This is a genomic window from Caproiciproducens puteiluti (assembly GCF_052442865.1).
Lineage (GTDB): Bacteria > Bacillota > Clostridia > Oscillospirales > Acutalibacteraceae > Caproiciproducens.
The window spans coordinates 1,260,613-1,276,799 of record NZ_CP194790.1; the positions used below are offsets into that span (position 1 = coordinate 1,260,613).

At 51.2% G+C, this 16,187-nt stretch carries 14 protein-coding genes, 1 tRNA gene and 1 other annotated feature; of the genes, 9 read left to right on the top strand and 6 right to left on the bottom strand.

Features of this window, described 5'->3' with window-relative positions; all coding sequences use genetic code 11:
* Positions 1 to 36: 36 nt before the first annotated feature.
* The 3 genes from rplA to rplL all read left to right on the top strand — a co-directional run bounded on the left by rplA (position 37) and on the right by rplL (position 1,907).
* Positions 37 to 732: a 50S ribosomal protein L1 gene (rplA, locus tag ACRQU7_RS05940; protein WP_038323171.1), complete on the top strand. Its 696-nt coding sequence runs from the start codon at positions 37 to 39 to the stop codon at positions 730 to 732.
* A 42-nt stretch (positions 733 to 774) separates the two neighbouring features.
* Positions 775 to 925, top strand: a sequence feature (ribosomal protein L10 leader region).
* Between the two features lie 34 nt (positions 926 to 959).
* Positions 960 to 1,496, top strand: coding sequence for a 50S ribosomal protein L10 (rplJ, locus tag ACRQU7_RS05945; RefSeq protein ID WP_038323172.1), 537 nt, complete (start codon positions 960 to 962; stop codon positions 1,494 to 1,496).
* Between the two features lie 36 nt (positions 1,497 to 1,532).
* Complete coding sequence (gene rplL / locus ACRQU7_RS05950) at positions 1,533 to 1,907, top strand: 50S ribosomal protein L7/L12 (protein WP_038323173.1); 375 nt, start codon at positions 1,533 to 1,535, stop codon at positions 1,905 to 1,907.
* 104 nt (positions 1,908 to 2,011) lie between these two features.
* Here the strand turns inward: rplL and ACRQU7_RS05955 are convergent, their stop codons facing one another.
* A complete protein-coding gene (locus ACRQU7_RS05955; RefSeq protein WP_444644481.1) occupies positions 2,012 to 3,364 on the bottom strand; it encodes a D-alanyl-D-alanine carboxypeptidase family protein in 1,353 nt (450 codons plus the stop codon).
* Positions 3,365 to 3,518: 154 nt separating this feature from the next.
* Between ACRQU7_RS05955 and ACRQU7_RS05960 the strand changes: the two genes are divergently transcribed.
* Positions 3,519 to 4,208 (top strand): metallophosphoesterase family protein, encoded by a 690-nt coding sequence (locus ACRQU7_RS05960; RefSeq protein WP_444644483.1) that lies wholly within the window; start codon positions 3,519 to 3,521, stop codon positions 4,206 to 4,208.
* 149 nt (positions 4,209 to 4,357) lie between these two features.
* Here ACRQU7_RS05960 and recG read toward each other — a convergent pair whose 3' ends face one another.
* The 5 genes from recG to rny all read right to left on the bottom strand — a co-directional run bounded on the left by recG (position 4,358) and on the right by rny (position 11,231).
* Complete coding sequence (recG, locus tag ACRQU7_RS05965; RefSeq protein WP_444644485.1) at positions 4,358 to 6,385, bottom strand: ATP-dependent DNA helicase RecG; 2,028 nt, start codon at positions 6,383 to 6,385, stop codon at positions 4,358 to 4,360.
* A complete protein-coding gene (locus ACRQU7_RS05970; protein ID WP_444645517.1) occupies positions 6,382 to 8,046 on the bottom strand; it encodes a DAK2 domain-containing protein in 1,665 nt (554 codons plus the stop codon). The genes recG and ACRQU7_RS05970 overlap by 4 nt, the downstream gene beginning before the upstream one ends.
* A gap of 181 nt (positions 8,047 to 8,227) precedes the next feature.
* Positions 8,228 to 8,488, bottom strand: a complete 261-nt coding sequence (locus ACRQU7_RS05975) for a stage V sporulation protein S (protein WP_038323180.1) — start codon at positions 8,486 to 8,488, stop codon at positions 8,228 to 8,230.
* Between the two features lie 126 nt (positions 8,489 to 8,614).
* Positions 8,615 to 9,379 (bottom strand): TIGR00282 family metallophosphoesterase, encoded by a 765-nt coding sequence (locus ACRQU7_RS05980; RefSeq protein ID WP_444644488.1) that lies wholly within the window; start codon positions 9,377 to 9,379, stop codon positions 8,615 to 8,617.
* A 283-nt stretch (positions 9,380 to 9,662) separates the two neighbouring features.
* Complete coding sequence (gene rny, locus ACRQU7_RS05985; protein ID WP_243122595.1) at positions 9,663 to 11,231, bottom strand: ribonuclease Y; 1,569 nt, start codon at positions 11,229 to 11,231, stop codon at positions 9,663 to 9,665.
* A 564-nt stretch (positions 11,232 to 11,795) separates the two neighbouring features.
* Here rny and thrS point away from each other — a divergent pair.
* The 5 genes from thrS to ACRQU7_RS06010 all read left to right on the top strand — a co-directional run bounded on the left by thrS (position 11,796) and on the right by ACRQU7_RS06010 (position 16,105).
* Entirely contained in the window at positions 11,796 to 13,736 is a 1,941-nt protein-coding gene (gene thrS, locus ACRQU7_RS05990) for a threonine--tRNA ligase (protein ID WP_444644490.1), read from the top strand.
* Between the two features lie 415 nt (positions 13,737 to 14,151).
* On the top strand, positions 14,152 to 14,661 hold the full coding sequence (locus ACRQU7_RS05995) for a DUF4358 domain-containing protein (protein WP_444644492.1): 510 nt from the start codon (positions 14,152 to 14,154) through the stop codon (positions 14,659 to 14,661).
* Positions 14,662 to 14,708: 47 nt separating this feature from the next.
* Positions 14,709 to 14,782 (top strand) — tRNA-Gly (locus ACRQU7_RS06000).
* 344 nt (positions 14,783 to 15,126) lie between these two features.
* Positions 15,127 to 15,342 (top strand): helix-turn-helix domain-containing protein, encoded by a 216-nt coding sequence (locus ACRQU7_RS06005; RefSeq protein ID WP_444644494.1) that lies wholly within the window; start codon positions 15,127 to 15,129, stop codon positions 15,340 to 15,342.
* A 199-nt stretch (positions 15,343 to 15,541) separates the two neighbouring features.
* Positions 15,542 to 16,105, top strand: a complete 564-nt coding sequence (locus tag ACRQU7_RS06010; protein WP_444644496.1) for a 50S ribosomal protein L25 — start codon at positions 15,542 to 15,544, stop codon at positions 16,103 to 16,105.
* Positions 16,106 to 16,187 lie beyond the last annotated feature (82 nt).

The following is a 16,187-nucleotide window of genomic DNA, read 5'->3' on the forward strand; positions in this document are numbered from 1 at the left end:
TACTCCGATTTTACCACTCAATAGGGAGGAAAACCAATGAAACACGGTAAAAAATACGTTGAGAACGTAAAGCTTGTCGACCGTACAAAGCTTTATGATGCAAACGAGGCTCTTGACCTCTGTGTCAAGACCGGAACATCCAAGTTTGACGAGACCGTTGAGGTCCATGTCAAACTGGGCGTAGACAGCCGTCACGCTGACCAGCAGGTCCGCGGCGCGATCGTACTGCCGAACGGAACCGGTAAAAAGGTCCGGGTACTGGCCATCTGCAAAGGCGACGCCGTCAAAGAGGCTGAGGCTGCCGGTGCCGAGTTCGTCGGTGCCGAAGAAATGGTACAGAAAATCCAGTCCGAAAACTGGATGGATTTCGATATTTTGATCACGACTCCGGACATGATGGGCCTTGTCGGCCGTTTAGGTAAGGTTCTGGGCCCCCGCGGTCTGATGCCGAACCCGAAAGCCGGTACGGTTACCCGCGAAATCGGCAAGGCGATTACCGACGCCAAGGCCGGTAAGATCGAGTACCGTCTTGACAAGACCAACATTATCCACTGCACAATCGGCAAAGTTTCCTTTGGCGGACAGAAGCTGCAGGAAAACTTTGACGCTCTGCTCGGCGCAATCGTAAAGGCGAAGCCGGCCGCTTCCAAGGGCCAGTATATCAAGAGCTGCGTCGTAGCTTCCACCATGGGCCCCGGCGTCAGAATCAACCCGAATAAGGTTGGCGTCTGATTCCGAAAGGCTTGACAGACCGCACGGTCTGTGATAGTATAATATTCGCTGTTCTTTATTCCAAAGACAGCAGGCGCATTTGCTTAATGGGTTTTGGCCCAGCCTGCCGAGGATAGAGGCCGATACGCATTGTTATGATGATGTATTTATGCCCTTTCCGCGGTCATGCGGGAAGGGCTTTTTCATTTTCCTGCGCGCCGCATTCCAACTGACGGAGGTGAATACATTTGCCAAGTGAGAAGATTTTAGAGCAAAAAAAGCAGGCGGTTGCCGCTTTGACCGAGAGCCTGAAGGGTGCATGTACCGGTGTCATTGTCGACTATAAGGGCATCACGGTCGCTCAGGACACAAAGCTCCGCAAAGAGCTGCGTGAAGCGGGCAGTGACTACATGGTCGTCAAGAATACCCTGTTGCGTCTTGCATTGAAGGACGCCGGGATCGATGGCCTCGACCATGTTCTTGAAGGCACGACCGCACTTGCAATCAGCAAGGACGATTATGTTTCCAGCGCAAAGATCCTCGCTAAATTTGCCGATACCAGCAAAACATTTGAACTCAAGGCCGGATTTGTCGATGGCGGTGCCATTGATGCCGACGGAGTCAAAGAACTGGCTTCCCTGCCTGCCAAAGAGGTTTTGGTTGCAAAAGCTCTGGGCGGCTTGAACGCTCCTATTACGGGCTTCGTTACTGTGCTGAGCGGCACAATGAAGGGCTTGGTCGTCGCTTTGAACGCAATCGCGGAAAAGCAGTCTGCCAACGCATAAGGTTTCCTAAAATAAAAATTTTGGAGGTAATTCACAATGTCTGATAAAGTTGTAAAATTAATTGAAGATGTAAAATCCCTTACCGTTCTTGAGCTTTCCGAGCTCGTAAAGGCTCTGGAAGAAGAGTTCGGTGTATCCGCTGCTGCTCCGGTTGCTGTTGCTGCCGCCGCTGCTCCGGCTGCCGCTGCTGCTGAAGAGAAGACGGAGTTCGACGTCGTTCTGAAGGCTGTCGGCCCCAACAAGATCCAGGTCATCAAGGTTGTCCGTGAGATCACAGGTCTTGGCCTGAAAGAAGCAAAAGAGCTCGTTGACGGCGCACCGAAGGCTGTTAAAGAGGGCGCTTCCAAGGACGATGCAGAAGCGATCAAAGCAAAGCTTGCCGAGACTGGCGCAGAAGTCGAAGTTAAATAATTTTACTTTTCATACAAAACGCCCTGCTGTTTAACAGCAGGGCGTTTTTTTGTAATTCCATAAAGGAGCCCCCGTCATCGCTGAGGCTCCGCTTTACTGTCGGATCACATTTTCCTATATTTCTTTACTCTGCGCAGGTTCTTCTTTTTGCGGTTGTAGATCAGCGCAAGGATAATGTAAATGATGACCAGCAGAACGATCACCGCCGCGATGACGATGAACCAGACGGAAGTGAAAATGGCCTTGACGGTATTGGCGGAATGCAGCAGTTCGCTGCGCTCAACGCTTTCCGCGGCCACCAGATTAACGGTCGTCAGCTTCTGGTTGGCATAACTGAGAGTCGCCGTTCCGATGACCTGTCCCTTTTTGACGGGCGCGGTGACGGCGTCGGGGACGTTCTTGGTAACGATCACGCTGCTTGCCGACACGTTCATCGGCAGCATCGCGGAATAATCCTTTTCGGCCACAAGCAGCAGCTTATCCTTGTTCCAGGCGTCCTTCAGCTTGACTTCGCCGATGGACTCCTCGCTGTTCAGTATATTTTTCAGTTCCAGATTTTTAAACGCCCACTGGTAAAGCTTCTTCGTATCGACCAGCTCGCCGCGCGTTTTGATCTGTTTGCCGTTCGCGTCTACGGACGGCGCGCCGAGCGCGATGCAGAGATAGCTATAACCCTCCGCGGTGGCGGAAGAAACCAGACAGTAGCCAGATTCGTCTGTATGGCCCGTTTTAATGCCGCGCGCATACTGGTAGTAATACTGGCTTCCCGTGTTTTTGTCGATCAGCAGGTTGGTGGTGGAAAGAGTACGCAGGGTCCCCGTCTCCGGACCGCCCACCGGTTTGTAGGAAGCGCGCGCCTGTGAGGTGATCTCGGTAAAATGCGGCAAGGTCATCGCGTATTTCGTCATCAGGTAAAGATCGTGCGCCGTTGTGTAGTGATTCTCGTCGTGAAGGCCGTGCGGGTTGGTGAAGTGCGTACCGGTACAGCCCAACTCCTTTGCCTTCGCGTTCATCATATCGACAAAGGCGTCAATATCTCCCTTTCCCACATAGTCCGCCAGAAACAGCGCCGCATCGTTTCCGCTCGGCACCAGCATGCAGTTCATCAGCTGAAGGGCGGTCAGCTCGTCGCCGACCTTGATATTGGACATGGAACTGCCCGTTCCGAGAAGCGTGTCCATGACTTCTTTGGTAATCGTTATTTTAGTCCCTTCCAGGTCCTTGATCTGTTCACTGGCAACGATAAAGGTCATAATTTTGGTGGTGGAAGCGGGCTCCCGGCGCTCATTCGCGTTTTTCTGATAAACGACGGTGTCCGTGTCCAGATTGACCAGCTCAATGGCGGCACAATTCGGTTCAAAATCAATATTAAAGGTAGCTGCGCCCGCCCTGACGGGCGAAAACAGAACCAGAATCAAAAGGATGGAAACAGACAGGAATTGGCGCATTTTTTTCATGGAACTTTTTCCTCCGATGTGATATTATATGTGTAAAGTTTGATAGATAATCAGGGATGTACAGACCTGTAGATTAGTATAACAGCATTTCTGCAAAAGATAAAGGGCAGTTTGGAAATGTAATTAAATTGTAAGATTTGATGGGGGAATCACAGTGATTTACATAACAGGGGATACTCACGGCGAAATTTGTCGTTTTGACTCGGGTCAGGCCAAAAAGCTGAAGAGGGGGGATACGCTGATCGTATGCGGTGATTTCGGCTTTCTCTGGGATGGCGGCCCGAAAGAGGAAAAGAATCTGAAAAGGCTGGGCAAGAAAAAATACAACATTCTTTTCCTTGACGGAACCCATGAAAATTTCGATTTGCTGGAGCAGTATCCCGTGACGGAGTGGAACGGCGGCCGTGTGCAGAACATCAGCGGGAACCTGTACCACCTTATGCGCGGACAGATCTATACCATAGAAGGGAAGAAGCTGTTTGTGTTCGGCGGCGGGGAAAGCACGGAAAAGCAAATGCGCATCGCCGCGGGGAAATGGTGGGAACGCGAAATGCCAAGCATGGAAGAGATGCGCGAGGGTGTCAGAAACCTTTCCGCGGCTGATATGGCGGTTGACTATATTCTGACCCATGAACCGGCACCGAGAGTGATGTCCCATACGGTGAATCCCAAGGAAAGCACCAATCAGCTGGAGGCATATTTCGAGCAGCTGGTCAAGCAGGTCAAATTCGAGAAATGGTTTTTCGGCTCCATCCATGTCGACCGGAAAATCACCGCCAAAAATTATGCGGTGTTTAATGACATGATCCCGGTGGAGCCCCCGCAGTCTAAAAGATTCCGATAATAGCGGCTGTTGCAAAATGGATTTGCGACGGCAAATGGTATACTAAAGAAATGATCTCAACAAAATGCGCCTTGAAACGGATTCACCGATCAAGGCGCATTTCTCTGTCTAAAGCAATTTCCTGGGGTACCATCGGAACTGATGGACGATTAATCCGCTCTGTTTTCAAACAGCTGTTTTACCTCCGCACGCAGGCCCCGGTGCTGAGGGGACTCCAGCTCGGCGTCCATGCTCAGAATTTCCCGCGCGACGGACTGGGCCTCTTTCAGCAGGTCCATATCATGGACCATGTCGGCGATCTTCAGCTCCGGCAGTCCGTGCTGTCTGTGGCCGAAGAAATCGCCGGGGCCGCGCAGCTTCAGGTCCTGTTCCGCAATCTGGAAGCCGTCGTTGGTCGCGCACATGGTTTTCAGCCGCGCGACGGTTTCTTCGTTCTGTGCGTCCGATATTAAAATACAGGTGGATTTGTATTTTCCGCGCCCTACGCGCCCGCGCAGCTGGTGCAGCTGGGAAAGGCCGTACCGTTCCGCGTTTTCGATCAGCATCACAACCGCGTTGGGAACGTCCACGCCGACCTCCACAACGGTGGTGGAAATCAGCACCGCAATTTTTCCCTGTGCAAAATCCGTCATAACGGCTTCTTTTTCCCTGGGCTTCATTTTTCCGTGAAGCACGCCGACCGTATAATCGGGAAGCCACTGGTTCCTTACTTTTTCCGCGTATTCGTTCACGCTCGCCATATCGTTCTGGCCTTCGTCGATCATCGGGCAGATGATGTAGCACTGTCGGCCTTCGTCGATATGCCTCCGGATAAAACGGAACGCCCTCAGGCGTTTATCGCTCGTAATCGCGTAGGTGTCTATTTTCTGCCGGCCGGGCGGAAGCTCGTCCAGAATCGAAATATCGAGGTCGCCGTAGATCATCAGCGCGAGTGTGCGCGGGATGGGGGTGGCGCTCATGACAAGCATATGCGGGTGGTCGCCCTTGGAGGCAAGAGCCGCGCGCTGCGCCACGCCAAAACGGTGCTGTTCGTCCGTGATCACCAGGCCGAGGCGCCGAAACGCGACGTTTTCGGAAAGAAGGGCGTGCGTGCCGATAACAAGCTGGATCTCTCCGTCCAGCAGTTCCTGCAGAATCTCCCGCTTTTTCGCAGCCGGCATCGAGCCGGTCAGCAGCGCGACGCGCGTATCCCGCAGCAGGGAGGACAGGGAAGCGTAGTGCTGCTGCGCCAGGATTTCCGTGGGCGCCATCAGCGCCGCCTGCATCCCGTTTCCAACGGCGCAGTAGCAAAGCGCCGCTGCGACCGCGGTTTTTCCGGAGCCGACGTCTCCCTGAATCAGCCGGTTCATCGGGAATCCGCTCATCATATCCGTTACGGCTTCTTTTACGGCCCTTCGCTGGGCCTGTGTGGGCTCGAAGGGGAGCAAGCCGTAAAAACATTCAGAACAGTCGTACTCAAGCCTCAGGGGGCTTACAGAGCGGCTGTGGCCCTTCAGTCGGAGAAGGCCCAGCTGCAGAATGAGCAGTTCTTCAAAAATCAGGCGTTTCCGGGCGGTTTCCACCGCCTCCATATTCTGCGGCAGATGGATGCTTTCCAGCGCAAACCGCAGCGGGCAGAGCCCGTACTTCTCCCGGATCGTTTCCGGAATCGGATCACGAATCCTGTCCGGCAGCAGATCAAGGGCGCTTCTGACCGCGTTTTCGATCATCCGGCTGGTCAGCCCCAGCGTCTGATGATAAACGGACCGGATAGGGGGACTGACCGCCGCGCGCACAAATTCCGGCGTGGTCATTTCCCGTTTTAGAAAATTGGCGGTTACCTTTCCGTAAAATACGTATTCCTCGTCCGCATTCAGCATGGAAGAGATATAGGGATTGTTGAAATAGGTAAGCTCCATATCGCTTTCGCCGTCGGTGACCGTTACCTTGCAGATCATCATTCCGGAGCGGATTCTCGTTTCCTTCGGCCGTTCCAAAACGGTCGCCCGCACGGCGCAGGGCTCGTTCAGCGGCGCCAGGCGGATCGGATAAGGGTGGCTCAGGTCCTCATAGGTACGGGGGTACAGACGCAGTAAAGCGCCGACAGTCGGCGCGCCGAGCTTTTCAAACAGCTTGGCACGCTTTTCGCCGACGCCCTTCAGGTCGCGGATATTTCTTTCAAATAAAGAACGCATCATTCAATGGAAACAATAAAATAATATACCGGCTGGCCGCCGTTGACGAGCGTAACCTCGGTTTCATTGCCTACCCTGGCCTTAATCCGGCTATAAGCTTCGTTTGCCTGTTCCTCCGTAACGTCCGCCCCGTAAATAATAGTAATGAACGAAGTGCCGCGGGTAATCATGGAGCGCGTCAGTTTGCTGCAGGTATGGACAATATCCTTTTCGATCAGTTCCAGCTTGCCGTTGTTCAGGCCCAGAATGTCGCCCGCCTTGATTTTGTGGCCGCCGAATTCGGAGTCGCGCGCGGCGAAGGTGACGGAAGCGGTCGAGACGTTGGATGCGGCCTCCATCATCGCGACGGTATTTCCTTCCGTGCTTGCGTCCGGATCGTAGGCGAGCATGGCGGAAAGGCCCTGCGGGATCGTGCGGGTGGGCAGGACGATTACCTTGCGGTCGTTCACAAGCGGGATGGTCTGTTCGGCCGCCATAATGATGTTCTTGTTGTTCGGCAGGACCAGAACGGTTTTTGCGGGAGTCGCCAGAATCGCGGCGAGAAGGTCGTTTGTACTGGGATTCATGGTTTGCCCGCCGCTGACGACGTGCGTACAGCCCAGGTCGGTGAAAAGGGTTTTCAGGCCTTCTCCGGCGGCGACTGAAACAAACCCGACCTCGTCGGCGGGCTCTGCAGGTTCCAGGGAAGCCACGGCCTTTGCTTTGGCCTCTTCGTTTGCCTCCGCGGCCTTCCGGTGCTGTTCCTTCATATTTTCTATTTTTACGGTCAGCAGCTGGCCGAATACCAGAGCCGACTGCAGCGCGTTGCCCGGTTCTTCCGTATGCACATGCACCTTGATAATGTCGTCGTCGTCCACCAGAACCACGCTGTCGCCGATGCTTTCCAGATAGCCGCGAAGCTCCTGCGGGTCTTTCTTGCATTCAAGGTCGCGTCCCACGATAAATTCGGTGCAATAGGTAAAGTTGATGACCTGATCAAATTCCGCGGCGGCGTTTCTGAAAAAGTCGGTTTCAGCCGCCTGCTCCTCGGGGGAGTCCGCCTCGTTCAAAATGATGGTACCGTCCTTAAATACGCTCAGCATTCCGTCCAAAATATAACAGAGTCCTTTTCCTCCGGCATCGATTACTCCCGCCTTTTTCAGTACGGGCAGCAGCTCCGGTGTTTTTTCCAGTGCTTCGGCAGCGCCCTTGCAAATCGCGCTCCACACATAAACGACGTCGTCGTCGATGGCCGCCGCCGCCTTACCCTTTTCGCTGGCAACGCGGGAAACGGTCAGGATGGTTCCCTCCGTCGGCTTCATCACGGCCTTATATGCGGCCTCTACGCCAACACCCAAAGCGTTGGCCAGATCGGTGCCGCTGACTTCTTCCATTCCCTCAATCCCCTTGGAGAACCCGCGGAACAGAATGGAGAGGATGACCCCGGAGTTGCCCCTTGCGCCGTGGAGCATGGCGGAAGCTGCGGTGCGCGCGACTTCGCCTGCGCTGCTGTTGGTATTTTTTGAGAGCTCGCGGGAAGCGGAGCTCATCGTCATGGACATGTTGGTTCCCGTATCTCCGTCGGGAACAGGGAAGATGTTCAACTCATCGACCGATGTTTTATGCTTTACGATATTATTAGCGCCTGATATTATAGCGTTTCTCAGGTCAATTCCATTTATCACCATTCAGCACTCCCTAAATTTCACTTATTGCATTACCTTATTTTTCATCTTAATATTATATCATAGTGCACAGGCAGATTCAATCTTAATTTCTCGCGGCCTTCCGGCGCGGTGGGAAAAGGGCATAAGGCGCCATAAAAAATATCCTCACATCATGTGAGGATATCGATACGGGTCGGAACTATCTGGGTTCAACAATCAACTTGATCGCCGTGCGTTCTTCATTGTCGATCACTACACTGGCAAAGGCTGGGATGCATACAACGTCGATTCCGGATGGGGCAAGGTATCCGCGTGCGATTGCAATGGCCTTAATTGCCTGATTGGCGGCGCCTGCGCCGACAGCCTGCAGCTCGACAGACCCTGTTTCGCGAATCACTCCTGCGACTGCGCCCGCAACGGAATTTGGCGCTGACTTTGACGATACTTTCAATATTTCCATAGGCCATCCTCCAGACTATGCAAAATCATAGTATCATCATAAAACGAAACACAAAGTTTTGCAAGTAGTATTTACCAAAAACACGTAAATTATGAAAAAAAAACTGTAAAAACCAACGAATTGCTGTTATTGAATCTGAATTCGCTCCACAGAGACGGTTTTTCCGCTTTTTTCATCGATCTGAAACAGGGCGCATTCCATTTTACAGTCGCCCTCAGCCAGCGCAAAACGGACCGGCATTTTGGTCCTCATTTTCTCTATGACCAGTTCGGGCTTTACGCCGAGCACGGATTGGATGGGTCCCGTCATGCCCAGGTCTGTGATATACCCGGCTCCCTGAGGAAGCACGCACTCGTCCGCGGTCTGAACGTGGGTGTGCGTACCGAAAACCGCCGAGACGCGCCCGTCCAGATAATAGCCGAAGGAACGTTTTTCCCCGGTCGCCTCCGCGTGAAAGTCTATCAGCGTGATTTTAGGCATGTCCGCAAGCAGGCGGTCGGCCGTGTCGAACGGGGAGTCCAGGCTCTCCATGTAAATCGTCCCCATCAGATTGATGACGCCTACCTGCACCCGCCCCATGTCTACAATACAGGAGCCCCTGCCGGGAACCGAGGACGGAAAATTCGCGGGACGAATCAGATATTCGCTGGAATCAAACAGCTCGTAGCTTTCTTTGCGGCGGAAGCTGTGGTTGCCGGCGGTGATCACGTCCACGCCGCTGTCATACAGGAACTGAACGGAAACGGGGGTCAGTCCGTTTCCGTCGGCGGAATTTTCACCGTTTGCAATGACCAGATCGATCCCTTTCATTTTTTTGAATACCGGAAGACGCTGGCGAAGAAAGCGGCAGCCGATGCTGCCGACAACGTCGCCGATTGCAAGAATATTCATTTGAAAGCCTACCTTCTATGTGGATGCCCCCAGTGTTTCTGCGGGCTCTTTTGTAATAAATTTATTGTAACAGTTTATTTTTATCAAGTAAATCCCTAAATACGCATTTACGCCGGTCCTGTTTCCGTCAGAAACAGCAGAGAATTCCCAACAACAGAAAGGCGTGTAAGAAATGAATATGGGGAACAGCTTTCGCTGTCCCCCAAAAAACTTCTCCCCAATGCGCCGAAACGCCCTATATTACGCTCCGCCGCTTATGCGCCATCCGGTACGTCCCGTTCTATTACTTCGCGTACTCGATCGCGCGGCTTTCACGGATTATGTTTACCTTAATCTGTCCCGGATATTCCAGCTCGTTTTCAATCTTGTTGCAGATGTCGCGGGCCAGAAGCACCATTTTGTCGTCGCTGATCATTTCGGGCTTTACAATGACCCGAATCTCTCTGCCGGCCTGAATCGCGAAGCAGCGTTCCACACCGTCAAAGGAAGAGGCGACCTCCTCCAGCTTTTCAAGCCGTTTGATATAATTTTCAAGGTTTTCACGCCTTGCGCCCGGCCTGGCGGCTGAAATTGCGTCTGCCGCCTGTACAATGCAGGCGATGACTGTTTTAGGCTCCACATCGTTGTGATGAGCGTGAATTGCGTGGATAACGGTTTCGCTTTCCTTGTATTTGCGAGCCACGTCGACGCCGATGTCGACATGGGAACCTTCAATTTCATGGTCGAGCGATTTGCCGATATCATGCAGCAAACCGGCTCTGCGTGCGATTGTAGGATCCAAACCAAGTTCGGAAGCCATCACACCGGATAAAAAAGCAACTTCCAGCGAATGATTCAAAACATTTTGTCCGTAACTGGTGCGGTAACGCAACCGTCCCAGCAGTTTGATCAGCTCGGGGTGGATTCCATTCACTCCGGCCTCGATCACAGCACGCTCGCCTTCCTGTTTGATGGTGGCATCCACCTCGCGGCGCGCCTTCTCTATCATTTCCTCTATTCTTGCGGGATGAATTCTGCCGTCCGCAATCAGACGCTCCAGCGCAATGCGGGCTACCTCGCGGCGAACAGGCTCAAAACTGGAAAGGGTAATCGCTTCCGGAGTATCGTCAATAATCAGATCGACACCGGTCAGAGTTTCAATCGCCCGGATATTTCTTCCCTCACGTCCAATAATACGGCCCTTCATCTCATCGTTTGGCAGCGGAACAACGGAAATGGTGGCTTCTGCCACATGATCCGCCGCACAGCGCTGAATTGCCATGGAAATGATTTCCCGCGCGGATTTGTCGGCGTCTTCCTTGGTCTGCTGTTCAAATTCCATCAGCTTGACGGCCTTTTCATGGGTGAGTTCGTCTTCCAGATTCTTCAGCAAATAATCCTTCGCCTGATCCACGGTGAATCCGGAAATCCGCTCCAGCATATCAAACTGGCTTTTCTTTACGGCTTCCGCTTCGGCAAGCCTTTCATCCGCCTGTTTGTTTTTATTGGTCAGGATTTCGTCTTTCGCTTCCAGACTTTCCATTTTTTTATCCAGGGTTTCTTCCTTCTGCTGGATGCGGCGTTCCTGACGCTGTACTTCTTTTCTGCGTTCGTTTAGCTCGCGTTCCGACTCGTTTCTCAAACGGTGGATTTCGTCCTTGCCCTCTAAAACAGCTTCTTTCTTTTTGGCTTCGGATGATTTAATCGCGTCGCTGATAATTCTTTTGGCTTCCAGCTCAGCGGAACCGATGGTAAACTCGGCCTGCTTTTTCCGGTGGGCGATTCCGCCTAAGAAAGCAATAACACCTGCAACCACCGCGCAGACAAGCGCGATGATAATACATGTTAGCAAACTAACAGTGGCTGTGGTCAATTTGTTGGCACCTCCTTGTCTTTCTTACTTTTTCAATATTTTAGTTTAAAATTAATTAAGATGGGTGCGTTAAGCCCATGAATGCATATATGTGCATCTTATTCATAATTGTATTACTTCTGGTACCCTAATGTCAAGAAATATCGCTTGCAATCGATACAAACTGTTCATATTATTTAAGGACGATCGTTGTTTCAGTCACATGATACGAAAAAAATCTGTATAATAGTAACAAATCGCCCAGCCGTCCGTTGACAAGTTCCTCAGACGGTGCTAATATGAACAATATATAAGAATATGTAAAAAATGTTGACGAGGAAGCCTTTCCACCGTGCAATTGCAACAGAGAGCGCATGCAGCAGCTGAAAGCGTGCGCGCAGTTTGGCAGAAAGGACACCGCCTCTGAGTGCGTGCCGAACGCAGATTGCCAAAGGCATGCCGGGCAGCACCGTTACCTGCTGCAATGAGAGCGGATGATTCGTCCGCTGAAATTGGGTGGAACCGCGAGCGATAGCCTTGCCCCTTTTTGGGGTAGGGCTTTTTTTATTTGAAGGAGTGAAAGATATGGTAAAAGTAAAACTGAAAGAGGATGTCAGGGAGTTTGAAAACGGCATCACGGTGGCCGAAATCGCAAAGTCGATCGGCATGGGCCTGTACAAGGCTGCCTGTGTCGGTAAAATAGATGGAAAGGCAGTGGACCTGCGAACGCCCGTAACCGGCGACTGTGAGCTGGAAATCCTGACCTTTGACAGCGAAGAGGGCAAGAAAGCTTACTGGCATACCACCTCGCACATTATGGCGCAGGCGGTAAAAAGGCTGTTCCCCGGCGCCGGCTTCGCCATCGGCCCGGCGGTGGACAGCGGCTTCTATTATGATATTGATCTGGAGCGCTCCCTGACCCCGGAAGATCTTCCGAAAATTGAAGCGGAAATGAAAAAGATCATCAAGGAGAATATCCCGATCGAGCGCTTTGAGCTTGACCCCGCTGAAGCGGTTGAACTGATGAAGAAGGAAAACCAGAAATACAAGGTCGAACTGATCGAGGAGCATTCCGGCAAAGGGGAAAAGATCAGCTTTTACCGTCAGGGAGACTACACCGACCTTTGTGCCGGCCCCCATCTGATGAGCACCGGCTGCGTAAAAGCCGTTAAGCTGACCGCGAATACGGCGGCTTATTGGCGCGGCGATTCCAAAAATAAGATGCTGCAGCGCATTTACGGCATTTCCTTCCCGAAGAGCAGCGAGCTTGAGGAATATCTGGCGAAGGTGGAAGAGGCGAAAAAGCGCGACCATAATATTCTGGGCCGTCAGCTCGGCTACTTTACCACCAGCGACCTGATCGGGCAGGGCCTGCCGATCTTGCTTCCGAACGGCGCGCGCGTGATTCAGCTTCTGCAGCGCTTTGTGGAAGACGAGGAGCAAAGCCGCGGCTGGCTGCTGACAAAGACGCCTTTTATGGCGAAAAGCGACCTTTATAAGCTTTCCGGGCACTGGGATCACTATAAGGACGGCATGTTTGTCCTCGGCGACGAGGAAAAGGACGACGAGGTTTTTGCCCTGCGTCCGATGACCTGTCCGTTCCAGTACCAGGCTTACCTGAACAAGAAGCGTTCCTACCGTGACCTGCCGCTGCGTTACAATGAGACATCGACGCTGTTCCGCAACGAGGCTTCCGGAGAAATGCACGGCCTGATCCGGGTGCGGCAGTTTACGATTTCCGAAGGGCATCTGATGTGTACGCCTGCCCAGCTGGAAGACGAATTCAAGGACTGCCTGGAGCTTGCCATATTCATGCTGAAGACGCTCGGTCTTTACGAGGACGTTTCCTACCGGTTCTCCATGTGGGACCCCAACGACCGCGCAAAATATATCGGGACGCCGGAGCAGTGGGACGAAGCGCAGGGCGTCATGCGCAAGATTCTGGACCATCTTGAGATTCCCTATGTGGAGGGCGTCGGCGAAGCCGCTTTCTATGGTCCGAAACTTGATATTCAACTTAAAAACGTATTCGGCAAAGAAGATACGCTCATCACCATCCAGATCGACCAGATGCTGGCCGAAAAGTTCGGCATGGAATACACGGACGCGGACGGGAAGCAGAAGAATCCCTACATTATCCATCGCACCTCCATCGGCTGCTACGAGCGCACGCTGGCCCTGCTGATTGAAAAATATGCAGGCGCGCTGCCCATGTGGCTGATGCCCGAGCAGGTCAGGGTGCTGCCGATCAGCGACCGTCTGCAGCCGGAAGCCGACAAGGTAGTCGCAAAGCTGAAGGCATCCGGCCTGAGGGCAACCTGCGACACCAGAAGCGAAAAAATCGGATATAAGATCCGCGAAGCGCAGCTTCAGAAAATTCCCTATATGCTCATTATCGGGGATAAAGAGGCGCAGGAGGGTACCGTTTCCGTGCGCAGCCGCAAGGATGGCGATATTGGATCTATGGATGTTGCTGCATTTGTTGCAAAAGCGGTCGCTCAGGTTGCTGAAAAATCAAAAGACTGATTTCCTTTTTGTTCGGGGCCGGATGTATCATACATCCGGCCCTTTCCTTTTGCGGTCCGGCCAACACAATCGGTTTTTATGTCAACCTGTGGAACTTTCTATTATTCCACCGTTTTCTTTCCACCGTTCATTTGATAAGTTGAAAAATGGGGAAAATTCCGGTTCCTGTAAGGGGAATATGTTGAAAACTCGGTTGAAAGTGTGGAAGAAATCGTTTATTATGATATTTTAGAAATATTATGTTAAGATTTATGTAAAGTTAGAGGATTGCGGAACAGCTTCTTCCGCCAATACAAAAACATTTTGAAATTTCCATAAAATGCTGTTATATTTTGAAAATATTCCCATATGAAATTAAGTCGTTTCCGTCATGCGTTAAAATACACAATAATAGCAGTGGGGCGGGGGCGAGAAATTGAGCAGAATAGTTTTGAGCCGGAAGGGATGGAAAATATTCTCCATAGCCGCGCTGCTGATTGCTTTTGCTATTTTTGGGGGTTCCTTTTTTTGGGCCAAAAATGTGAAAGAAAATTCGGTGGGGCCTTCTCCCGCCAGTATTACCGCCGAAATTATCAGTGAAATGAATTATTCCGATATGATTGAGGTCAGCCAGAATCAGCTGTCCAAGCATTACAGTATTCCCGACGGGATTATTACCGACAGTTCGCTGTACATGAGCAAATCGTCCGACAGCGCTTCGGAAATCGCCTGCTTTTTGCTGACGGATAAATCAAAGTTTCCCGAATTGAAAGCCGCCGCCGCCAACCATATCAATTCCAAGGCAGCGGGTTTTAAAAGCCTGAATCCCGAACAGTACAATCTGCTGAAAAATTTTGTAATTGTGCAGCAGGGAAGATATGTTCTTGTTACTGTCGGTAATAAGGCTTCCATGAATGAAAAATTGTTCACTGAAATTGTGGAATGAATTTTTCACTTGATTCTTTAAAATTTTTATGATAAAATAATGCACATGCGGAAGTGGTTCAATGGTAGAACATCAGCTTCCCAAGCTGATGACGGGGGTTCGATTCCCCTCTCCCGCTCCAAAAAAGAAACCCGGCCGATAGGCCGGGTTTCTTTTTTTGCGAAAGATGGTGGAATCGAACCCCGGCGCAAGTGCGGAGAAAAAAAGGGGTGGCCTGCGCGCCGGGAAAAAAACAGGGACTCGCGGAACGCGGGCGAATGTACGACCACCCGATTCCCCTCTCCCGAAAAAGAAGGGTGGCCTGCCTCAATCAGGATATTGACAGCCTGTTCGGATGCCTGTAACATCTTCAAATACATTTCTTTATAATCTGGCATTATATTCACCAAAAGTATATTTTAGAACAATATGTTCAAACTGTAAATGAACAAATTGTTCTTATCTATACTGGTATTGGTGATAGGAATGGAAAAATATAAGCGTATTCGTTCTCTGCGCGAGGATGCAGATTTAACGCAGGAAAAAGTCGGAAGGGCAATCAATGTACCCCAGCGCAGCTATGCCTACTATGAAAGCGGTCAGCGGATGGTTCCGCCGCACGTTCTTTGTGCTTTGGCGGATTTCTACGGTGTTAGTGTAGACTATATTTTAGGGCGTACCAACAATAAGAAAACCAACTGATCGCTAAAACCCACACGTTAGGTGTAAGACAAGTCTTACAGATTTGCTTTTTTCTTAAATCTGTGTTATACTAATAAAAATTAAATATAAAAGAACCGTCTTTAAGAAGGGCTTTTGGTATTGCGCCGATTGGCGTACTATAAAAAGCCCTTCTTTTTTTTAAAAGACACCAAAAAATTTTTTAGTAGGAGGAGCTAAGATGAATACCATTTTGGCGCAGAAGCGCGACCCGGCCGCAAAGGCCAAACAACTGAGGCGTTCAGGAATTGTGCCGTGCGTTATCTATGGCGCGGGATTGAAGGAATCGCTCTCCGTCCAGATCGATCAGAGGGCGGCCAGACAACTCCAGCGAACCAAGCGCAACGGAAGCAAGGTGAATATTCAGGTAGATGGAAAGACCTATCCGACGCTAATTAAGGATTTGGGATATGACAGTATGAACGACGAAATAGTCCATGTCAGCTTCCAGGTATTGGCTGAAGGAAAAAAGTTCAACAGCGTTGCTGATATTGTGCTTATCAACAAAGAAAAAGTGACAGGAGTTCTGGAGCAGATGCAGATGCAGGTTCCTCACGCCGCCGAACCGGAATATCTGCTCGATACCGTTACAGTCAATCTTGAAAATATGCCGATCGGGACAACGATTACAATCGGTGATATCCCGGAATTTCAAAGCGATAAAATAGAGTTACAGGCCGATGCGGGTAATATTGTTCTGCGCATCAGCGAAAAAAAACGAGCCGATGTGAGAACGGAGCAATAATCTTTTATCCATCGCATTTTTGAAAAGAGCTTCCATCTCTGGTTGTCAGGTCGGGATGAGAAGTTCTTTTTCACATTAGAAA